Origin of the sequence: Epilithonimonas sp., assembly GCF_032055105.1 — a bacterium.
GTDB lineage: Bacteria > Bacteroidota > Bacteroidia > Flavobacteriales > Weeksellaceae > Epilithonimonas.
This window is the reverse complement of the sequence record NZ_DAMBRK010000021.1, coordinates 9,923-31,225: the sequence shown is the minus strand read 5'-3', so window position 1 is coordinate 31,225 and position 21,303 is coordinate 9,923. Positions and strand designations below refer to the sequence as shown.

Annotated in this window: 18 protein-coding genes; 9 read left to right on the top strand and 9 right to left on the bottom strand. The window is 34.8% G+C overall.

Going from position 1 to position 21,303, the window contains the following annotated elements:
* Positions 1-80: 80 nt before the first annotated feature.
* Positions 81-989, bottom strand: coding sequence for an AEC family transporter (locus tag RTY06_RS14785; RefSeq protein ID WP_312825744.1), 909 nt, complete (start codon positions 987-989; stop codon positions 81-83).
* A gap of 238 nt (positions 990-1,227) precedes the next feature.
* Here RTY06_RS14785 and pruA point away from each other — a divergent pair, with 238 nt between their 5' ends.
* The gene (pruA, locus tag RTY06_RS14780; protein ID WP_312825743.1) at positions 1,228-2,853 is read left to right on the top strand and encodes an L-glutamate gamma-semialdehyde dehydrogenase; all 1,626 of its coding nucleotides are present in this window, start codon (positions 1,228-1,230) and stop codon (positions 2,851-2,853) included.
* Positions 2,854-2,986: 133 nt separating this feature from the next.
* Entirely contained in the window at positions 2,987-3,592 is a 606-nt protein-coding gene (gene pncA, locus RTY06_RS14775; RefSeq protein ID WP_312825742.1) for a bifunctional nicotinamidase/pyrazinamidase, read from the top strand.
* A 94-nt stretch (positions 3,593-3,686) separates the two neighbouring features.
* Here the strand turns inward: pncA and RTY06_RS14770 are convergent, their stop codons facing one another.
* Positions 3,687-4,205: a YetF domain-containing protein gene (locus RTY06_RS14770; protein WP_312825741.1), complete on the bottom strand. Its 519-nt coding sequence runs from the start codon at positions 4,203-4,205 to the stop codon at positions 3,687-3,689.
* Between the two features lie 89 nt (positions 4,206-4,294).
* Here RTY06_RS14770 and RTY06_RS14765 point away from each other — a divergent pair, with 89 nt between their 5' ends.
* Positions 4,295-4,738: a nuclear transport factor 2 family protein gene (locus RTY06_RS14765; protein WP_312825740.1), complete on the top strand. Its 444-nt coding sequence runs from the start codon at positions 4,295-4,297 to the stop codon at positions 4,736-4,738.
* Between the two features lie 36 nt (positions 4,739-4,774).
* Positions 4,775-5,269 carry a hypothetical protein gene (locus RTY06_RS14760; RefSeq protein WP_312825739.1) on the top strand — a complete coding sequence of 165 codons (495 nt, stop codon included), beginning with the start codon at positions 4,775-4,777 and terminating at the stop codon, positions 5,267-5,269.
* 77 nt (positions 5,270-5,346) lie between these two features.
* On the opposite strand, the gene RTY06_RS14755 is transcribed toward RTY06_RS14760, so the two are convergent.
* The 6 genes from RTY06_RS14755 to RTY06_RS14730 form a co-directional block, all read right to left on the bottom strand.
* On the bottom strand, positions 5,347-6,510 hold the full coding sequence (locus tag RTY06_RS14755; RefSeq protein WP_312825738.1) for a proline dehydrogenase family protein: 1,164 nt from the start codon (positions 6,508-6,510) through the stop codon (positions 5,347-5,349).
* Positions 6,511-6,903: 393 nt separating this feature from the next.
* Positions 6,904-8,421 (bottom strand): bifunctional phosphoribosylaminoimidazolecarboxamide formyltransferase/IMP cyclohydrolase, encoded by a 1,518-nt coding sequence (gene purH, locus RTY06_RS14750; RefSeq protein ID WP_312825737.1) that lies wholly within the window; start codon positions 8,419-8,421, stop codon positions 6,904-6,906.
* A gap of 196 nt (positions 8,422-8,617) precedes the next feature.
* Positions 8,618-9,181 carry a phosphoribosylglycinamide formyltransferase gene (purN, locus tag RTY06_RS14745; protein ID WP_312825736.1) on the bottom strand — a complete coding sequence of 188 codons (564 nt, stop codon included), beginning with the start codon at positions 9,179-9,181 and terminating at the stop codon, positions 8,618-8,620.
* A 227-nt stretch (positions 9,182-9,408) separates the two neighbouring features.
* On the bottom strand, positions 9,409-10,401 hold the full coding sequence (gene purM / locus RTY06_RS14740; protein WP_312825735.1) for a phosphoribosylformylglycinamidine cyclo-ligase: 993 nt from the start codon (positions 10,399-10,401) through the stop codon (positions 9,409-9,411).
* 300 nt (positions 10,402-10,701) lie between these two features.
* Positions 10,702-11,238: an NAD(P)H-dependent oxidoreductase gene (locus RTY06_RS14735; protein WP_312825734.1), complete on the bottom strand. Its 537-nt coding sequence runs from the start codon at positions 11,236-11,238 to the stop codon at positions 10,702-10,704.
* 388 nt (positions 11,239-11,626) lie between these two features.
* Positions 11,627-14,539, bottom strand: coding sequence for an insulinase family protein (locus RTY06_RS14730; RefSeq protein ID WP_312825733.1), 2,913 nt, complete (start codon positions 14,537-14,539; stop codon positions 11,627-11,629).
* 306 nt (positions 14,540-14,845) lie between these two features.
* Between RTY06_RS14730 and RTY06_RS14725 the strand changes: the two genes are divergently transcribed.
* Both RTY06_RS14725 and RTY06_RS14720 read left to right on the top strand, forming a co-directional pair.
* On the top strand, positions 14,846-16,981 hold the full coding sequence (locus tag RTY06_RS14725) for a S46 family peptidase (RefSeq protein WP_312825732.1): 2,136 nt from the start codon (positions 14,846-14,848) through the stop codon (positions 16,979-16,981).
* A gap of 94 nt (positions 16,982-17,075) precedes the next feature.
* Entirely contained in the window at positions 17,076-17,576 is a 501-nt protein-coding gene (locus RTY06_RS14720; RefSeq protein ID WP_312825731.1) for a MepB family protein, read from the top strand.
* 3 nt (positions 17,577-17,579) lie between these two features.
* Here RTY06_RS14720 and RTY06_RS14715 read toward each other — a convergent pair whose 3' ends face one another.
* Complete coding sequence (locus RTY06_RS14715) at positions 17,580-18,959, bottom strand: hypothetical protein (RefSeq protein ID WP_312825730.1); 1,380 nt, start codon at positions 18,957-18,959, stop codon at positions 17,580-17,582.
* Between the two features lie 556 nt (positions 18,960-19,515).
* Between RTY06_RS14715 and RTY06_RS14710 the strand changes: the two genes are divergently transcribed.
* The 3 genes from RTY06_RS14710 to RTY06_RS14700 all read left to right on the top strand — a co-directional run bounded on the left by RTY06_RS14710 (position 19,516) and on the right by RTY06_RS14700 (position 20,964).
* Positions 19,516-20,112 (top strand): hypothetical protein, encoded by a 597-nt coding sequence (locus tag RTY06_RS14710; RefSeq protein WP_312825729.1) that lies wholly within the window; start codon positions 19,516-19,518, stop codon positions 20,110-20,112.
* A gap of 75 nt (positions 20,113-20,187) precedes the next feature.
* Positions 20,188-20,562 carry a hypothetical protein gene (locus RTY06_RS14705; RefSeq protein ID WP_312825728.1) on the top strand — a complete coding sequence of 125 codons (375 nt, stop codon included), beginning with the start codon at positions 20,188-20,190 and terminating at the stop codon, positions 20,560-20,562.
* A 48-nt stretch (positions 20,563-20,610) separates the two neighbouring features.
* Complete coding sequence (locus RTY06_RS14700) at positions 20,611-20,964, top strand: hypothetical protein (RefSeq protein WP_312825727.1); 354 nt, start codon at positions 20,611-20,613, stop codon at positions 20,962-20,964.
* Positions 20,965-21,303 lie beyond the last annotated feature (339 nt).

Below are 21,303 nucleotides of genomic sequence, written 5' to 3'. Positions count from 1 at the left end.
CTTTAATAAAATCAACTTGTTGATTCTTTGCCTTCTTAACAGGTTCTTAATTCTTAAAAAAACTTTGCGTAAAATTTATATTAAAATAAAAACTCAATAATCTCGTACCAAATTCCCGTTGTCACAAAACCAACAATAATACTAATTCCGATAATCAGATTAATTAGCTTTGTGTTCAGTCGGTATTGTTCTGCGATGATGCTTGAAGTGATTACTGTTGGCATTGCCGCCTCGAAGATGCTAATTTTTGCAATATCACCATTGATTCTTAAAGCCAGTGCCAAGATTAAAACCATTAATGGCATCAAAATCAATTTATAAAGCATTGATGTGGAAATCTGCGGAATCAACTTTCTCCAGCCATTAAACTTTAATTGTAAACCAACAGAGAACAAAGCCAAAGGAGCGACGGTTGAAGCTAATTTATCAAACATAGGTTCTGCAAAATCAAGATTGATAAACTGTGACAAAATCAACGCACTCACACAACCAATAAACGGGGGAAAAGTAACAAGTCTTTTTAATATGAATTTGGGATCAACTTTTCCACTTTTACTTCCACCTTTCAAAGCCGCTACAATACCCATTGTAGAGAGCATCAAAAACATCGTTTGATCGCAAATGATAGCAATACTCAAATATTTTTCACCATAAAAAGCAGTGATTAAAGGAAATCCAATGAATGATGTATTACTATAACCGCTCGCCAATTCCATCGTACTTCTGGACCTTCCAGAATAGTTTTTCATCCTGCTATAAAACAGCATAAAAACCCAACCGCCAATTGCCGCTAAAACTGTACTCAAAATAGGGAAAAGCATTTCCCAAGACCAATCTACTTTAGGTAGATATTTGAAAGAAACTGCAGGTAAAGCAATGTAAAGAAGCCAAGTATTAATACCCTTGTGCGCATCTGGATGTATCGATTTTGTAGATTTGAAAATCATTCCTGCAACTACGCAAACTATAATCAACACAAAATTTATCATCCTTTAGAAATTTGATTCTGCAAAGTTAAGAAGCTGAATGTAAATTTCGTAAAAAACAAAAACATTTTTTGAAAAATAATTAATCTTAATTAAAATCTAAACTTCCAATCCAGCAAACTTAAAACACAGATTAATTGTGATTTAAACTCAAAAATAATTTTAATAAAATAAAACAATTGGATTCAATTGTTGTTTTGAAATCCTTATTGTAAATTTGTAAAAATCAAAATATAAAATTATGTCTAAAGCCATTTCTCAAGTGCCTTTTGCACAAAATGAACCAGTAAGTTCTTATGCTCCAGGCTCTGAAGAGGTAAAAAGCCTTATTTCTACTTACAAAAAAATGTGGAAAGAAAAAACCGAAATCCCAATGGTAATCGGTGGAAAAGAAGTAAAAACAGACAAAAAAATACAACTAAGTTCGCCTCAGGACCACCAGCACGACTTTGGTTTCTATTACGAAGGTGATATGTCACACGTTGACCAAGCTATCGAATCTGCGCTTGCTGCAAAAGCAAAATGGAATGCACTTGGTTGGGAACATAGAGCTGCGATTTTCTTGAAAGCAGCTGACCTTTTAGCTGGACCTTACAGAGATGTTATCAATGCTGCAACAATGATTGGACAGTCCAAAAATGTTCATCAAGCTGAGATTGATGCGGCTTGTGAGTTCATAGATTTCTTGCGTTTCAATGTAGAATTTATGACAGAACTTTATGCGGAGCAACCTATTTCTGATGCTGGAATCTGGAACCGTGTAGAATATAGACCACTTGAAGGTTTCTGTTTCGCGGTGACGCCTTTCAACTTTACTGCTATCTCAGGAAACTTGCCAGCTTGTATGGCTTTGATGGGAAATGTGGTGGTTTGGAAACCGTCTGATAAGCAGGTTTATTCAGCTAAAGTGATTATGGACGTTTTCAAAGAAGCAGGACTTCCTGATGGTGTTATCAATATGATTTTCACAGATGGCAAAGAGACTGCTGAGAAAGTTTTGGCGCATTCAGATTTTGCAGGTCTTCATTTCACAGGTTCTACAAAGGTTTTCCAAGGAATGTGGAAAATGATTGGAGATAATATCCATAACTACAAATCTTACCCAAGAATTGTTGGAGAAACTGGCGGAAAAGACTTCGTAATGATTCATCCGTCTGCTAATGTTGAAGCAGTGGCAACTGGTTTGGTAAGAGGAGCTTTCGAATATCAAGGACAGAAATGTTCTGCAGCATCTAGAGCTTATGTTCCTAAATCTCTTTGGAATGAAATAAAAGCGGTGATGGAAGCTCAAATCAAAACGATTAAAATTGGTTCTCCAGAAGACCCTTCAAACTTCGTAAACGCGGTAATTGATAAAAATTCTTTCGAAAAATGTAAAGGTTATATCGATAGAGCTGAGGCTGCAAATGATGCAACAGTTGTAATCGGTGGTAAATATGATGATAAAAAAGGCTGGTTCGTGCATCCAACTGTTATCGAAACTATTAATCCATATTACGAAAGTATTGTTGAGGAAATCTTCGGTCCAATCTTGACGGTTTACGTTTATGAAGACGAAAACTGGAATGAGACTCTGAAATTGGTTGATACTTCCACTCAATATTCTTTGACTGGTTCTATCTTTGCACAAGACAGATATGCGATTGATGAGGCTTACAAAGCTTTGGAAAATGCTTCTGGAAACTTCTACATCAATGATAAACCAACCGGAGCAGTTGTAGGACAACAGCCTTTCGGAGGCTCTAGAGCGTCTGGAACAAACGATAAAGCAGGTTCTAAAATGAACTTGACGCGTTGGGTTTCTGTAAGAAGTATCAAGGAAACTTTTGTCTCTCCAAAAGATTATAAATATCCATATTTAGGGTAATTCCTAGATTTTAATGTCAATATGTCATTCCGAGAGAAGAAAATCATTATTGGTAAGATTGACTACGTCGAACCACTTTGTTAGGTTTCTTTCAGAATGACATTTTGTACTTTAACAACCCAAATCTCAGACAATGAAAAAAGCGCTTATTATAGTTGATGTTCAAAATGATTTCTGCGAAGGTGGCGCATTAGCCGTTCCAGAAGCTAACAGCATCATCCCTTATATCAATCTTCTGATGGAAGAAAACGAATATGACCAAATCGTTTTAACCCAAGACTGGCATCCTGCAAATCATAAAAGTTTCGCTTCTAATAATGGTAAAAATGTTGGCGAAACTATTTCTCTAAATGGCGTTCCACAGTTTATGTGGCCAGACCATTGTGTTCAGGGAACTTTCGGGGCAGAGTTTCATAAAGATTTGAATCGTGAAAAAGTAACACACGTCATTCAAAAAGGAAAAAATGTAGAAATTGACAGCTACAGCGGATTTCAAGATAACAATCACTTTATGAAAACCGGATTGGAAGATTTCTTAAAATACCACGATATTCAGTTGGTTGAGATTGTTGGATTAGCTTTGGATTATTGTGTGAAATTAACTGCGATTGACGCTTTCAATGCAGGTTTTATAACTTGTTTACATTTCAACGGAACCAAAGCTGTGAATGTAAAACCAGACAGCGCAAGAAACACGATTTATGATTTAGCGGAGAAAGGAATTACTATTTTAGCGTAATTCAAACTTTTTAAAGTCTTCGACTCCGCTCAGACTGACATTGTTAATTAAACTTTGTCACACTGAGCGGAGTCGAAGTGTTTTTTTGATGTGTTTACTGATTCCTAAACTTTCTTTTCATCTTAGTTTTATGTCTAGAATAATGCGTTTGCTCTGTGTTTTTATCGGTAGAAATAACACTGATATTTCCATCCACTTCCAGAATGGCTAATTTCACTTCAGACACTTTTTCGATGCCGTGTTCGTGAACTGCTTCTTCTAATTCGTCTTCGGAAATGGAGACTTTCTTTAGAGTTTCTGAATACACTACCCCATCTTTGACCAAAACGTAAGGATGATCTTCTATCAGTTCTTTGATTTTCTGATTTTTGAAAATAAATTTCTTCACGACAAAGTTCGCTACAAACAAAACCAACGCAGCGACAATTCCTCCTTGTAAACTACTGTTGGAACCAACCATTGCGTTCTGAACGGCATTACTGATCAAAAGTAAAAGAATCACATCGCCTGCATTCAACTGTGACAATTGATTCTTACCAAAAACGCGCACCGCAATAACCATAAAAAAGTAAACGGCAAGTGAGCGAACAACAATATCAAGAATTGGATTCAAATTTGAAATTTTAGAAAATAAAGATAAAAATTAGTTCAATAATTATTATCATCAAGTTCATTATCTTTGATTCAAATATATAAGTAACTATGATAAAGAAATTATTATTAGCTTTTAGCTTTTTAACCGTATCAATGATGTTTGCTCAAAAAAATAATGACCAACAATCTGTTGCCGAAGCTTCTGAAAAACTAAGATTAGCAATGATTAGCGGAGACAAAGCCGTTTTAGAATCCTTGATTTTGCCGGAATTGACTTATGGACATTCTGGAGGTCACATTGATGATGCTAAGGAATTTGTAGAGAAATTAGTCATTAAAAAATCTAACTTTTTGACGATTGAAAATACCAATCAATCCATCCAAATTGTTGATAAAACAGCCATTGTCCGTAATCATTTGTACGCACAAACTCACGATTTGGGAAAAGAACAAGGAGAAGTGAGTCTTGACATTTTGTACGTTTGGCAGAAAACCAAAAATGGCTGGAAATTGTTGGCTAGACAGGCTGTGAAGGCGGAAAAGAAGAAATAGAAAAACTTGTAAATAATTTATAATTCTATATAATTAATGTCAAATAAAAATTCAATAATAAATTTAATTATCTCACTAAGTTTTATAATAATAGTTGGTTTAATATATTATATATTTCCAAATATTGAATTCAAAACTGCTACGCTAAATAGAATTTTCGGTGTATTTTTTAATATTTTCTTTATTTATACTTGTTTAATCATCATTAAAAATACTAAACTTTTAGATAATGTTTATTTAAAATATGCTATTTTAATTTTAAATGGACTTTTTTTATTTATATCTCTAATAAATTTACCCTTATATTTATTAAAAATCGACCCGCAAGTTCAATACTTTGACATCGAAACTCTTTATTATAGTAAGGAAAATAAATTCGACAAGATTGAAAAACAATATTATGTAAATTGGAAAAACAATCTTAAAGATACTATAGTAAACAATGTGTCTGATTTTGGACCTTTCAGAAAATTCAATGAATATGATGTGGATATAAATAAATTAGATTCAAAATGGCAAAAGATTAAATAAAAAATCCGCCTCACAGCCGATTTTTTTTTAAGATTACAAAATGTCTAACTTCTAATATCTGACATCTAAAATCTATTTTATTTTCTTCTCTTCAATTCCTTACTTATCAAACCGAGCTCTCTCCCGGTTTGTCCTGCAACAGAAGTATTTTCCTGCGCTCTTCTCGTAAGATATGGAACAACATCTTTTACAGGTCCATACGGAAGGTATTTTGCTACGTTGTAATGTTGGTCGGCCAAATAATAAGTAATGTTATCACTCATCCCATAAAGCTGTCCAAAATAGATATGCGGATTGTCGTGTTCCAGACCTTTGGCTTTCATTTTATCCATTACCAATTCGGACGAAATCTCGTTGTGTGTTCCGAAAAACGCAGAGACTTTGTCTAAGTTTTCCATCACAAAATCAATTCCTGAATTGTAATTATCATCCGTTGCTTGTTTGCTTGGCTGAATCGGATTAGGGTAATTCATTGCTTTTGCGCGGTCAGCTTCTTTCTCCATATAAGCGCCACGAACAATCTTATAACCAATGAAATAACCTTTTTCTCTGGCTCTTTCCAGATGAGCATTCATATATTCCAGACGACCAGTTCTGTACATCTGAATTGTGTTCCAAACAATGGCTTTTTCCTTGTTGTATTTCTCCATCATTTCTTCGCAAAGCTGGTCAGCTGAATCCTGCATCCAAGTTTCCTCAGCATCCACCATTACTTTTTTATCACTTTCGAAACAAAGTTTACAGACTTCATCAAAACGAGTGACTACTCTATTCCATTCTTCTTTCTGGCTGGTTGTCAACTCTTTTCCTTTTCCAACCGCTTCATAAATATCAATTCTACCAAAAGCCGTTGGTTTGAAAACGATAAACGGAATCGCAGGATTTCCTACAGAAAATCTCACAATATCTTTGATTTCTTTACAAACCGCATCAAAAACCTCTTCTTCTTCTTTCCCTTCAATCGAGTAATCGAAGATACTTCCAACGCCACGTTTGAACATCTGTTTTACGACTTTCATACTTTCTTCTCGGGTTTCGCCACCGCAAAACTGCTCAAACAAAGTTTGCTTCACAATCCCGTCTACAAACGGAAAATTGTTCCTCACTGTAAAATTGAGAAGAGAAACGCCAATATTGGTCAATGCAGGTTGTTCAATCGCCTTGAACATCCAATAGGCTTTTTTGAGCTGAGCATCTGTTTTATCGGCAAATGCAAGCTTGGTATTATTGAATAGACTCATATCCAGAATTTGGTCTCAAATGTAAATATTATTTCGATTTTTGAATGAATTTTAAAGCTAAATTTTATCAGAATTATAAAATTAATTCAACAAAAAATTGATTCTTAACCTATAACTTCAAATCATTAGAATTAACGATAATTTTTACAAATAGTTTTTATTAATTATTGAACAAACCCTTTCAGAGTTTGAAACTCTGAAAGGGTTAAATTTATATCTCAAGGCTTCGACTCCGCTCAGCCTGATATTTATAATAAAAATTTCAGTACTAGCGCTGTCATCCTGAGCGAAGTCGAAGGATTCCACAATTCAGCTTTTTGAACCTAAAACACAAAGAATAAAAAAACTTTGTGCTCTTTGTGTTAAAATCTTTGTGACGTTGTGGTTAATTTATCAATGCAAGAAATGTCTCATTCCTGTAAACAGCATCGGGATTTTATGCTCATTAGCTGCTTCGATAGAATCGTCGTCTCTCATACTTCCACCAGGCTGAATGATTGCTTTAATACCTTCCTGAGCACAGAAATCAACAACATCTCTGAAAGGGAAAAATGCATCCGATGCTAAAACCAATTCACCATCGAATTTCTCTTTTGCTCTTTCAATTGCTTGCTGCGTTGCCCAGATTCTGTTCACTTGTCCGCCACCGATTCCGATTGCCTGAACGCCGTTTGAAACCACAATCGCATTAGATTTCACATATTTCACAACTCTTTGAGAGAATAATAAGGCTTTTTTTTGTTCTTCTGTAGGAGCAGTTTCTGTCATCAATTTGATGTCTTCTGAGAATTGGTCATCTGCATTCTGAACCAGCATTCCGCCATCTATTTTTACCCAAACCTGTTTGTCGGTAACTGCATTTTTTATTTTGATGATTCTAAGGTTTTTCTTTTTTCTAAGAATTTCCAAAGCATCTTCATCAAAATCTGTCGCCATTACAATCTCTAGGAATGTTTTGTTTAATTCCTCAGCTGTTACAGCATCTACTTTATAATTCATTCCAATGATGCCACCGAAAATTGAAACCGGGTCACATTCAAAAGTTTTGGTATAAGTTTCCAAAGCTGTAGTTCCAACGGCAACACCACAAGGCGTAGAGTGTTTTACGGCACAACAAGCCAATTCTTCTTTGAACTCATTAACCACTTTCCAGCACAAATCCATATCACGAAGATTATTGAAAGACAATTCTTTACCTCCCAAAATCTCAAAATCTTTCATTGCGCCGTTTTCGAAAGTCGAAGTGTAATAAGCTGCCGACTGATGTGGATTTTCACCATATCTAAGGTCAGAAACCTTTTTGTAAGAAGCGTTTAAGTAAGTTGGATATTCCTCATCCAAAAGCATACTGGAAATCGCTGCGTCATAAGCAGAAGTCAAGTTGAATACTTTTCCAGCAAGTTTTTTTCTGGTTTCAATGTAAGTATCACCGTTTTGCTCCATTTCGATTTTAACGATTTGATAATCATTAACGTCTGTCAAAACCGTAACTGAATTGAAATTTTTAGCTGCAGAACGCAACATAGAAGGACCACCAATATCGATGAATTCTACTTTTTCGTCAAGAGAAATATCCTTGTTCACGTTTTCAAAAAACGGATAAAGATTCACAATCACCATATCAATCAGCCCGATTTCGTACTCTTGAACTGTTTTCATATGTTCTTCGTTGGAACGAACTGCCAACAATCCGCCGTGAACTTTTGGATGAAGCGTTTTCACTCTTCCGTCCAGCATCTCTGGAAAGTCGGTTACTTCATCAATCTGAATTGGATTAAGACCAGCGTCTTTCAGATGTTTGAAAGTACCGCCTGTGGAAATCAATTCGTAATTGTTAGCTTCCAAAAATTTGGCAAAATCTACCAAACCGCTTTTATCAGATACGCTGATAAGTGCTCTCTTTTTACTCATTTTTTCTTTCAAATTTTACTTTTTACAGTTTTATTCAAACTGTGATTTACCGGTTCTTTCACCTCCGGATTTACTTTTTATTTACTTTAGATTTTATCTTTTATTAATTAAAGTTAATTTTAATTAAAATCCATAAATCATTATATTAAAATAATTTATGAATTAAAATATCATTTTTGCTTTAACTAAATAAATTCTATTTATTAAGAACCAAATCAATGGCTTTTGGGAAAATATCATATTCAATCTGATGTACTTTTTGAGCTAATGTTTCAGCTGTATCATTTTCTTCAACATCAAATTTACCCTGCATAATAATCTCGCCTTCATCGATTCCTGAAGTCACAAAATGAACGGTTGCTCCACTTTCTTTTTCTCCAGCTTCAATCACTGCATTGTGAACGTGATGTCCCCACATTCCTTTTCCTCCAAATTTTGGCAACAACGCTGGATGAATATTAATCATCTTACCTTCCCATTTTTGGCAAAATTCAGGTTTCAAAATGGATAGAAAACCAGCCAAGATAATCAAATCTGTATTTTCCGGAATTGCTTTTTCTAAGTTCTCAGAAAAGTCTTTTCCTCTTTTGATTAATTGATTCGGAATATTATGTTTTTCTGCTCTTTCCAATCCGAAACATTCTCTGTCTGCAATCACCAGATTCACTTTTGCATTTCGGATTTCGCCGTTGCTGATGCAGTCAATGATTCTTTGAAGATTGGTTCCTGAACCTGAAATTAGTATGACTAAGTTTTTCATTTTAATGCTATGCTTTTTAAACGCAAAGTCCGCAAAGCTTTTCTTTAATACTCAATGTTTTTAAGTTCGCAAAGGCGTTTTACTTAGCAAAGAGCTTTTAATCACAATATTTACCTAGCCCCGATAGTAGCGACATCCTTTTTTGTTTTTTTAGATTCCTCACTTCGTTCGGAATGACAAAACGTCTAAAAAACAAAAAAGATATAGCGGATAGCGGGATTAAGCTCCTAAAATTTTAAATCGATTTTCTCGCTTCCTTCTGTTATTTCGCCAACAACATAAGCATCTTCCAAAAGGTCAAGGATTTTGTCAACGTGATTCTCATCGGTTACCAAAACCATTCCCACACCCATATTGAAAGTCCCGTGCATCTCTTTTCTGTCGATGTTTCCTCGTTTTTCTAGTTCTAACATCACGGTTGGAACTTTGATTTTAGATTCATCGATACTTGCACAAAGTCCTTCCGGAATGATTCTCGGAACATTCTCGTACAATCCGCCTCCCGTGATGTGCGCAATCCCGTAAAGCGGCGCTTCTTCCAACACTTTGTGAATGTCTTTGTAATATAATCTTGTTGGCACAAGCAAAGTCTCATACAATGGTTTTCCTTCAAATTCTTCTTCAAAATTTGGGAAAATCTTTCTCACCAATGAAAAACCGTTGGAATGAAATCCAGAACTTGGAATCGCAATGATTTTGTTTCCTTTTCTGATTTTGGAACCGTCTATAATCTGGTCTTTCTCTACAATTCCTACGCAAAATCCGGCAACATCATAATCGCCCGGCTGATACATCCCTGGCATTTCTGCAGTTTCACCACCAATCAAAGCGCAATTGTTATCCTTACAAGCATTTACCATTCCAAGAACGATTTCTGCTGCGATGTCTGAATCCAATTTTCCACAAGCCAAATAATCTAAGAAAAACAATGGTTTTGCTCCGTGACAAAGGATGTCGTTAGCACACATTGCAAAACAGTCGATACCGATAGAATCGTATTTTTTGGAATCCAAAGCTACTTTGAGTTTGGTCCCAACGCCGTCTGTTCCAGAGACCAAAACCGGATTCTTATAGCCTGCAATCTCATAGAACGCACCGAAGCTTCCCAGATTGTTCAGAACATTTTTGTTATGGGTTTCTGCAACGGCAGATTTGATTTTATCAACGGTTTTGTAACCTTCTTCTTTGTCAACGCCGGCTGATTTGTAGGTATTGCTCATTTTTAGATTTTCAGAATTGCGATTCTTTCGATTCTTTCAGGCTTTTGAAAACCTGAAAGAATCTTGGAATTCATTAGATTTATTTCAAACTTTACTTTCAGTTTTATTCCAATAAAAAAGCCGACAATCTTATTAAGATAGTCGGCCGTTATTTTAGCTCACAAGTTCGGAGGCAATTGTATAATTCTTTTTGCAAGAATTAATAGATTGCTGGAAATGAAGTTGTGGGATTTTCATCGGATTAAATTTCATTTTTCTTTGTAGCAAAGTTAAGCATTCTTAACACAACATTCCAAAATGTTAACCAAAAAAGTTCTTAACAGCAGACAATTTCTCCTGAAACTCAGCATTCTTTTCTTCATCTACAATCCCTTTTTCGATATCAAAAGAGTCTTTAAACTTAGGTAAAGAAAAACTCTGTAGAACATTTGCTCCACTAAAAGGAGCTCTAGCCTCGAAATGTGCGATAACATTTTTCCCGCCTCCAGGACCAGGCGCAGTTGCTAAAAGGAATACAGGTTTTTCTCCAAAATGTTTTCTGTCTTTGATTCTGGAAACCCAATCGAAGATATTTTTGAAAGCCACAGAATAAGTGCTGTTATGTTCTGCAAGAGAAATAATCAACAAATCCGAATCATCAATTTTCTCTGCAAATCTCAAAGCTAAAGTCGGGATTCCGTCGTGTTTTTCTCTATCCACACTGAAGATTGGCATTTCGTAATCATTCAAGTCAAGAACTTCTACTTCTGCACCGTTAAATTGTTTTGCTGTGTATTCTACTAATACTTTATTGATAGACTCTCTAGAGTTGCTTCCTGCAAATGCTAATATTTTCATTTTAGTTTAAATTTTAAAACTACAAATGTATTCTGTTTATATCAGAAAATAATTGATTTATGATAGTATTTTTTAATTATAAATTCCAATGCTTCTCTTTGAGAATAACAAAATAATGTTTAATACCAACGATGGAATCAATGGTTCTGAACTTTGGAAAAGTGATAGATACTAATTCCCCCTACTTATGTACAAAGAAGCTGAAGGAAGAAGTTACAAAAATATGATGAGAAGTAACGGTTGCAACTCTAACAATTGCAGCCAAGCCTAGTATTACCCATATCACAAAGCACAACTACTGTTATGCTTATATGCAACAGAATCCAGGATACTAAAACAAAACCCTCTTGAAAATTTCCAAGAGGGTTTTATTATAAATCAATTCAGATTAATATCCAAAAATCTCTTCAAGACTTACTTCTTGGAACTCCCCCATTTTGTTGACAGACTCCATATTCAGGTTTTCTTTTTTACCGATGATTGCTGTGTTGTATTGCAATGGTTTGATTTCGGTGTTGTAGAAATTAGTCAATTGAGGCAATGTCAAAGATTGGATCTCTGCATAGATATCTTTTCTCACATCGTGATCAATTCCTAATTTTTTCAAAGATAACTGATTGTAATAAGTCACAGTTCTGTTGATTCTGTTAGAAGCAATTTGCTTAAGCGCTGAACCTTTTGCATTCTCGAATTGAGCCGGAATCTGTGGAAGTTCTGCCATCAAATCTGTCATTGCAGCTACAGCCAAAGGCAATTTGTTCGCCTGAGTTCCGATATAAGTTGTTACATAATTCGGATGGTTTTTCTCAGTCGCATTAGCATAAGAAACGTAAGCTGAATAAGCCAAAGACTTACTTTCTCTGATTTCCTGAAAAACGATTGAAGACAATCCACGTCCAAAATACTCGTTGAAAACACTTGCTTTCCCGAAGTTTGCCACATTCACATCGCCGGCTTTTGCCACTTTAGACATTTCCATTTGCACCATATCGTATGGTGTAAAATATACTTTTCCGGCAGTTGCAGGCTCTGCATATTCTTTCGCAGTTGCAGGCTGTAATTTTGTATTAACAATATAAGGCTTCACTGCTTTTTCCAATCCTTTTTGATCTTCCCCGTAAAGGAAAACTTCGTAAGGATATTCGTTTAACGTTTTGATTTTAGAAATCAATTCAGAAACGTTGATGCTTTTCAAACGATCTTTAGAAATCACATCAGAGAATCTAGAATCTTTTCCAAACTTAGCATAATTAGCTAAAGCCGCCATAATTCTATTCTTATCTTTCTTCGCAACTTCTCTGGACTCAAGGATTGTATTCACCGTTTGGTCATAGATTGCTTGATCTGCTTTCACATTATTAATCCAATGATTCAATAGCTCTACACCTTTTTTCATATTGCTTTCCAATCCGCTAAGCGCAATAATCATTTGGTCATTAGACGTTTTGAATTGATTCGTAATTCCTAATTTGTAGAACTCTTCTTTCAATTGTTCTGGTGTATATTTATCCGTTCCTAGATATTGTAGAACTGTTACACCAAGTGCCAATTCTTTGTCATTATCTGTTCCGAAAGGGAAAACATAGTTCACCTGAGCCACTTCATTGTATTTATTTTTAATGAAGCTTACTTTCTTGTCTTTGATCGTTGAAGTTGCAATTGCTGTTTTGAAATCAACAAACTCTGGCTTGATGTCAGAAGATTTTGTATTAATAATATCTTTAAGGAAAGGTGATTGCGCTTCTCTGTTCAGTTTAATTGGTGTGATTCCAGGGTTTTCTACACGAACCAATTTATCATTCACACCTTTTTCTTTGTAAACAACTACGTAATTATCCTTGAAGAAATCGTTAGCAAATTTCACAACATCCGCTTTAGTGATCGCTTCGTATTGGTTTACTTCATCTAATTCCTGCTCCCAAGTTCTTTCCCCGATGTAAGTTGAATATAATGTTGTTGCCAAACCGTCAGCCGTTTCCCAACGTTTCATTCTCTGAACTTTCAAATCATTCACGATTGCGTTTAGCATCCAATCTGGGAATTGTCCTTTTTTAACCAATTCAATTTGGTCTAATAACAATTTCTTAGCCTCATCAAAGCTTTGTCCATCTTTTGGAACAACGCTTAAAACAAAAGCACCATAAGTTTTAAAAGGCGATTCGTAAGCACCTGCACCAAGTGTTTTTTGTTTTTGATTAATATTAAGGTCAATTAAACCTGCGTCTCCGCTGTTACTTAATATTTCAGCGACAACATCTGCTAATCTAGCTTCCTGAGTTCCGTTAGAATCTGTTCTCCACGCCATTGTCATTCTTGGTGTAGAAGGGCTTTTTACGGTTCTGGAAACGATACTTGTCATTGGCTCTTCGGAAACCATTTTCTTCATTGGCAATTCTTTGTACTTGAACGTTCCAAAGTATTGATCTACCATTTTGATCGTTTTATCAAAATCCAAATCTCCAACCAAAACTACCGCCATATTATTAGGCACATAGTAAGTATCAAAATACTTGTGAATCGCTACCATAGAGGGACTTTTCAAATGCTCCGAAGTACCGATTGTCGTTTGCTGACCATTTGGATGCTTTGGGAAAAGCGCTTCCATCATGGCATAATTCACCAATCTTCCGTCGTTATCCTGAGCACGATTGTACTCTTCATAAACTGCTTCCAATTCTGTATGGAACAATCTCAAAACCAATTCGGAGAAACGCTCGTGTTCTACTTTAAGCCATTTCTCCAATTCGTTGGATGGTATATTGTTTTTATAAACTGTTTCGTCTAACCATGTGTGGGCATTGGTTCCTGTTGCACCAAGAGAAGAAATCGCTTTGTCGTACTCGTTAGCAATCGCATATTTGGAAGCTTCCTGAGAGACTTCATCTATTTTCTTGTATAATGCTTTTTTCTTTGCAGGATCTTTTTCTGCTTTGTGCTGCTCGTATAAATCGGAAATCTGAGCTAGTAATGTTTTTTCTTTTGCCCAATCGCTGGTTCCTAAATGTGAAGTTCCTTTGAAAACCATGTGTTCCAGATAATGCGCTAATCCTGTATTATCACTAGGATCGTTATTAGAACCCGTTCTTACAGGGATATAAGTTTGGATTCTTGGAGCATCATCATTTTTAGCGAGATAGACTTTCAGTCCGTTTTTCAGGGTGTAAACTCTAACACCTGATTGATCATTTTTTATGGTTTCGTAAGTATAACCTTGTTTATCTGTAGCAGATTGTGTTTCAAATTTCTGTGCCATAGCATTCATCATAAATAATAGTGAAACTGAAATAAAAATTTTCTTCATACTATACTTTTAATTTTTCTTAATTTTTATTTTGGGGGCGTAATTTACGCAACATTTTATTAGTCACAAAAAATTGAGGATTGTTACTTTTGATTGGTTACAATAAATATAAAACTATTTTTAACGTAAAGCTTGTCAGTCCGTAAGAACCTAAACTTTGCTGTAGCGATTCGTAATAACCTGCTAATATTAAATATTATAAATCTTAGCAATAAAAAGAGACAGCTTTTTTTTGTTTTGATGCTAAAATCTAATTTACTCCATTCTTAAAATTTTATTTAAATTAGTGCCTCTTAAAATTTATAAATGAAAAAAATTCTCTTATCAGCTTTTGCTTTGTCTACGATGATGACATTTGCTCAGCAATACGGAGGAATGTGGATTCCGACAGAAGTCAATGAAAAAGAAATGAAAGAACTGGGAATGAAGATTTCTGCAAAAGATATTTTCAATCCTGAAAAAGCAAGTATCAAAGATGCGGTTGTTCAGTTTGATGGTGGTTGTACTGCTGAGGTTATCTCTCCTAGCGGACTTTTACTAACCAATCATCATTGTGGTTATGATAATATCCAATCTCATTCTACTGTAGAAAATGATCTTTTAACCAACGGATTCTGGGCAAAGGATATGAATGGAGAATTACCAAATCCTGGCGTAACTGTAGATTTTATCACAGATATTAAAGAAGTAACTAAAGACATTCTTGCAGGAACAGCAGGTTTGACTGGAAAAGATTTGGATGCTAAAATCAAACAAAACACAGAGGCATACATTGCTTCTCAAAAACCAGAAAGCTATCAGAAAATCTCTGTAAGATCAATGTATTATGGTAATAAGTATTATGCTTATGTCATAGAAACTTACAAAGATATTCGTTTGGTTGGTGCTCCGCCTCAGGCCATTGGAAAATATGGTTCTGATACAGACAACTGGGTTTGGCCAAGACACACAGGCGATTTCTCTATGTTCAGAATTTATGCTGATAAAAACAACAAGCCTGCAGAATATTCCAAAGATAATATTCCTTACACACCAAAACATTTCTTGCCAATTTCTATCAAGGATAAAAAAGAAGACGACTTCACTTTTGTTTTTGGATTCCCAGGAAGAACAACCGAATATCTTCCCGCAGTAGCGGTTGAGAAAATCATGACAGAGATTGATCCAGCGATGATTTCTGTGCGTGATGTGACATTGAAAACTCTTGATGAAAAAATGAGAGTGGACAATGCGACAAGAATCAAATATGCTTCTAAATATGCAAGAATATCCAATGCTTGGAAAAAATGGCAAGGCGAAATCGAAGGTCTTAAAAAGTCTAATGCTGTTGGAAAGAAACAACAATATGAACAATCTTTGATTTCAAAAAATCCAGCCATCAAAACAACCATTGATGGATTAAACAAACTTTACAACGAGCAAGCGCCTTACGCATTGAACAGAGCTTACTACAGCGAGTTACCTAGAAATTCAGAAACATTGGCTCTCGGAAGTTTATTTGGGAGTTATGTAGAAGCTGTGGAAAACGGTACATCTTCTCAGAAATCTTTGGATCAACTGAAATCTAGATTGACTGAGATGTACAAAGATTATGAAAGTGGTTTGGATGCTAAAGTGACAGCAAAAGTAGTTGCACTTTACGCCAACAAAACCCCTCAACAATTTTTACCAGCAGGTTTTGAGAAATATAAAGATGTGAATCAAAATGTTGCAACTTTAGAAAATTGGGCGAAAAATTCTGTAGTAATGGGAAGCGGAAAAGTGAATGGTGCTACAGTTTATTCTGACATCAATAAAGTTTTTGCAGATCAAAATGCTTTAATTCAAGCTCTTAAAAACGATCCCATTGTTCAGCTTTATGCCTCTATCAAGGGAACTTATGTGAAAACGACTCATGAGAAGGTGACATCTTATCAAACCGAAATAGATGCATTACAGAAGCTGTTTATGGCTCAGCAAATGGAAACGGATAAAGACAGAAAATTCTTTCCAGATGCCAATTCTACGCTTCGTGTGACTTATGGAAAAGTAAAAGGTTCTAATCCAAGAGACGCTGTTAATTATGGTTATCAGACGCATCTTGCTGGTGTGTTGGAAAAATATATTCCGGGAGATTATGAATTTGATCTACCCAAAAAATTAATCAATCTTTACAATACCAAAGATTACGGAATCTACAAAGATAAATCTGGCGACGTTCCGGTTAACTTTACAGCAACCAACCACACAACTGGTGGAAACTCAGGAAGTCCTGCCCTAGATGCTTATGGAAACCTCATCGGGCTTAACTTCGATAGACAATGGGAAGGCACAATGAGTGATATCAATTATGATCCTAAATTATGTAGAAATATTATGGTTGATACCAAATATATTCTTTTCGTAATCGATAAATATGCGGATGCAAAATGGCTATTGAACGAGATGAAGATTGTAAAGTAATCTTTTAATTAGTTTAAGAAATTAACTTTGTCAGAGTCCAGAACTTTGACAAAGTTTTTTTTTATAAGTCTAATGCTCAATAAGAATATTATCAATGAATAAGGAAATAGAAAAAGTAGAAAAAGTATTACAAAAACACTTTGATTTGCCATTCTCAGAAATTACTCAAGATTCTGAATGCGAAGAGTACTTTGGTTTTAATTTTAAAATTAATCAAATCAATTTCAAGTTTAGGAAATCTAAGCTGACACCTAAAAAGATGGGGCAATTTGTAACTTTATGGAAAAGAAACGCTGAAGGAAAAACCATTCCTTTTGATATTAATGACAACTTCGATTTCTACATTATTGCTGTCGAAGAAAATCATCATTCTGGATTTTTCATCTTTCCAAAAACAGTTTTAGAAAAAGAAAACTTAATATCAAGCAAAATCAAAACAGGAAAACGAGGTTTCAGAATCTATACAGATTGGCATTTCCCCAATAATAAACAAGCAGAAAAAACCAAACTTTGGCAATCTGACTTCTTTATCAATTACACTAATTACAAGTATAGTCTCTTAGATAAAATTAAAAAAATAATTGAGTTTGCATAAGCTCTACTTCTCACAATCACATTGTTCTCTTCTATGGCGTTTGAAAGCATTATCCCAAAACGGATAAAGTTTGATTGCCAAATAGACATTCGCAGCGTGTAGTTTTTTATGTTTGAATAAAAGTGGAAAAGCATTCTCACTTCCCAAAATCAAAGGTCCAAGTCTCACATAACCTCCGAATTGAAGATTATTATATTCTGACAAAGTGGTAGAAACGCCATAACCAATTGCTTCTTTCTGAATAGAATAATTGGCATTAAGGATATTATTTCGTTTCAAAGAATTTTCAAAAACCGGAACACGCTGGATCCAATTGACATTGATAAAATGATGTTCTTTAACTCTTTGACTATAATTGATATTAATGCTTGTTGGTAATCCGATTTTGAAACCATTGCCGGCAAACGATTTGTTCTCATCGCCATAAGCTTCTTGGCTTAGTAGTTTCAGATATTGTTCAGGACTTTCAAATTCTACATCATCTAAATTTGGATTATTCTGAAGCTTAACTGTATTTCCGTTCACAAACTGATGGTTGATTCCATTCTTGAAATTCACATATCCCAAATCCAAAACATTGAAGGAAAACTTAGAATCATATTCATCTTCTCTTGGATCTTGATCCAACATTGTAATTCCAAGGTCTAGCCCTATTCCCGAACCGTTTTGTTTATATTCGTAGCGGTCGGTTTCAAAATTATAATTGGTAACATAACTTGCTGTAAGATTATAATTGGAAGCGTAGATGTTTTTTTTGTTAGGGTTTTGTCCAGCATTTGTGGTAGTCAATAACATATTATCGTGATTCACGATGTTAGCAGCGTCTAAACCAATTTCATATTTCAAATTAAGTCCAAAAATCCATTTTTTTCCTGAATAAGGAAAGATGCTTGTTGCTGCGTTGAGACCTATCTCGTTCCAATTCATAACTTGTGTTGCAAAAGGATGCATGAGATATTCGTTTGGTTGAGGGATTCTTTCGTTCCCAAAACGGAGATAATTATCAAAATCTAAAACAGAAGCTTGAGTTCTAAGTCTACTGAACAATCCAAAAACATACTTCTTCTCCTTGATATGGGTTGTCATAGAAAACGAAGGTCCCATAACGTCTGTCAACAGCAAAAGATTAGCATTATCTTTATTGTAAAAATCCAGAACATTGGCTGTGTTTTCTCCAGTAATATTCTCCTTTGGATTAGCCGTTTGAATCTTGGACTTTGTCAATCCCAGAAGGCTTTGTTTAGAAATATAAGCATAATCATTCTGTAGAAAAACATCAGCAGACATTAGATTAATATCCCAAGGATTTGAATTGAGAAACGGCTGAGTTGGAGATAAAGTGGCTGAATTAATCCCGCTATAAATGTCATTAGAATAGCTCAAATTATTTTGCGCTGCAATTTTAAAAAAACAGAAAATTGATACGCAAAAGCAAAACGATTTTAGCATTTAACAGACAGATAAATTATAAACTCAATTTAACTTAAAATATTGTTTTAAAAGTTAATAATGGATTAAATTATTATTTTTTAAGACCAAACGCCTTTTTATTGATTATAAATAATGATCACATATATTTTCATTTTTTTTCTTTAGTCGGAGGAATATTCTTTCGACTTTTTTGTTTTATTAATTAATCAGTAGTTTTACTTTAATTATAAAATAAATCAATGTTATTAGCCATTCTTCTACCTTTCGTTTCTTTCTTTGTTAGAGGAAAAGTCATTCCAGCAATCATTTGTTTTATAAATCAAACGTGTGGATATTGGACGTTTCAGAAGATGCTCTGTTTATCTTTATCAGGATAAAACCTTAATATCTAAAATAATTTGTCATAAAAGCGATTCCAAAGAAGTTGAATATCTAAAACAAAACAAGCATCTGATTAACAATAATCATATACAGATTGAAGATCAAAATTAATTCTAAAAAAACTAAAATGAAAACTCTACTTCTACCCTTTTTCTTGATACTGATTCTGATGAGCTGCGATACAAAAGGAACAGAGCAGAAGAATATCATCATCTCAAAAGTTCATTACCAACCGAATTCAAAAATCATTGATACACTTTGGGTTTCACAAAATGATTCTAAAGTTTTTCTTCAGAAAGAAGTGATGTCTGGCAATCCCGGACAAAGACCTGAACCTATTACGATTTATGAATTGAAAGCTCCAATTGACGGTGCATATTACTACATCTATGATAACGAAGAAAAGTTGTTTATGGAAGGGCGCTACGATTCCGAATATACTTATGAAGGTCAAGTCTACAAACAAGGAAATTTCTACAATTCTAAAAGTTACAGATACAGAGACAATGGCAAATTAAACAGCGTTCATTATATGGAAGACGGCAGAAATGTCAAAACTGAATCCTACAACAGAAAAGAACAGCTAGATGAAGTCCGTTATATTGATAAAAAGTCTGTAACTACCACCAAAGTTGAGATTTACGAAAATGGCGAAGTGAAGAAAACCAGAGTCTATACAAGTTTTGATAACTATTACACAGTTCCGGAAGCGACTTCTCTGTAATCTATTGGTCTTAAAATTGATATTAGAAATTAAATATAATGTTCTTTTTGATTTAACTCTAATACCTTCTGCAATATGATATTTGATAAAAACCACCTCAAGCCTAATAATGATATTCGCTATCTTGTTTACCACGAAGACAACACTGATGCTGGTTTCAGTACGCCTTACAATGACAATCCGTATATGCTAAGTTCTTTAAAAAAACTGAAGAAGAATATCACTTGCAAAAAGAAAAAACGCGCTATCAAAGAATGCTTAGAAAATTACAAAGACGATATTGTAGAGAATCCACAAATCAATAACGCGTTCGACACAGAAGACCAACAATCATCTTCCAAAGCCAATTTTGCAGATTATGCGAAAGCTTCTTATCAAAAGGTTTTAAAGGACATTGAGAATCTTCAGAAACTAATGGAACAACTCAGCATCAATGAGGTTAGCCTATAAAAAAGACTCGTTAAGATTTTATAAATTTGTTGCACTTAAGACGAAACAATGACAATACAAGACTTGGTGGGCAATTACGCTGTGGAAGGTGGCAATCAAGACGGGAACGGAATCAGTTATCACGGTGTACTAACCCTAAACCTTGATGAAAACAACCGAATTGTAGCAAAATGGACTATCGGTGATCATATCCAGAAAGGAACCGGTTTCTTCAAAGATGATATCTTGGTCATCAATTTCAACTATGAAGGCGATGAAGGCAAAGTTTACAAAGGCGTAGCAGTCTATCGATTCATCAACCCCAATACCTTAGATGGCTTCTGGTCCGAGAAACACGGCAATCCTTTATTTCTAGGCAGTGAATATTGTGTCAGAATCCCTGCCTCTGAGTTTTTGAATTAATCTGTCATTGCGAGCAAAGCGAAGCAATCTCTCGTCAGTTCAAGTTTTTTCGTAGTAAAGCGGAAGAAAAATGTATCGAGAACCTTTCTATACCAATAATATAAATCCCGCTGCGCAAAGTCTCCTGACTTTGAGCATACAATTATTCATCATAATTATTATATTTCCAAAACTCGTTCTTTTTTGTTACATCAATTATAGGATTATCAGCCAGTTCAATTTCTAATAATCCTTTGCCGTTTACATAATTACTTGCTGATGAATATATAAAATGATGAGCTTTTTCCCGCTGCGCAAAGTCTCCTGACTTTGAGCATACAATTATTCATCATAATTATT

Excerpts from the sequence above, each read along its gene's own strand:
- RTY06_RS14785 (WP_312825744.1), bottom strand. The coding sequence starts at position 989 with ATGATAAATTTTGTGTTGATTATAGTTTGCGTAGTTGCAGGAATGATT.
- pruA (WP_312825743.1), top strand. The coding sequence starts at position 1,228 with ATGTCTAAAGCCATTTCTCAAGTGCCTTTTGCACAAAATGAACCAGTA.
- pncA (WP_312825742.1), top strand. The coding sequence starts at position 2,987 with ATGAAAAAAGCGCTTATTATAGTTGATGTTCAAAATGATTTCTGCGAA.
- RTY06_RS14765 (WP_312825740.1), top strand. The coding sequence starts at position 4,295 with ATGATAAAGAAATTATTATTAGCTTTTAGCTTTTTAACCGTATCAATG.
- RTY06_RS14760 (WP_312825739.1), top strand. The coding sequence starts at position 4,775 with ATGTCAAATAAAAATTCAATAATAAATTTAATTATCTCACTAAGTTTT.
- RTY06_RS14755 (WP_312825738.1), bottom strand. The coding sequence starts at position 6,510 with ATGAGTCTATTCAATAATACCAAGCTTGCATTTGCCGATAAAACAGAT.
- purH (WP_312825737.1), bottom strand. The coding sequence starts at position 8,421 with ATGAGTAAAAAGAGAGCACTTATCAGCGTATCTGATAAAAGCGGTTTG.
- purN (WP_312825736.1), bottom strand. The coding sequence starts at position 9,181 with ATGAAAAACTTAGTCATACTAATTTCAGGTTCAGGAACCAATCTTCAA.
- purM (WP_312825735.1), bottom strand. The coding sequence starts at position 10,401 with ATGAGCAATACCTACAAATCAGCCGGCGTTGACAAAGAAGAAGGTTAC.
- RTY06_RS14735 (WP_312825734.1), bottom strand. The coding sequence starts at position 11,238 with ATGAAAATATTAGCATTTGCAGGAAGCAACTCTAGAGAGTCTATCAAT.
- RTY06_RS14730 (WP_312825733.1), bottom strand. The coding sequence starts at position 14,539 with ATGAAGAAAATTTTTATTTCAGTTTCACTATTATTTATGATGAATGCT.
- RTY06_RS14725 (WP_312825732.1), top strand. The coding sequence starts at position 14,846 with ATGAAAAAAATTCTCTTATCAGCTTTTGCTTTGTCTACGATGATGACA.
- RTY06_RS14720 (WP_312825731.1), top strand. The coding sequence starts at position 17,076 with ATGAATAAGGAAATAGAAAAAGTAGAAAAAGTATTACAAAAACACTTT.
- RTY06_RS14710 (WP_312825729.1), top strand. The coding sequence starts at position 19,516 with ATGAAAACTCTACTTCTACCCTTTTTCTTGATACTGATTCTGATGAGC.
- RTY06_RS14705 (WP_312825728.1), top strand. The coding sequence starts at position 20,188 with ATGATATTTGATAAAAACCACCTCAAGCCTAATAATGATATTCGCTAT.
- RTY06_RS14700 (WP_312825727.1), top strand. The coding sequence starts at position 20,611 with ATGACAATACAAGACTTGGTGGGCAATTACGCTGTGGAAGGTGGCAAT.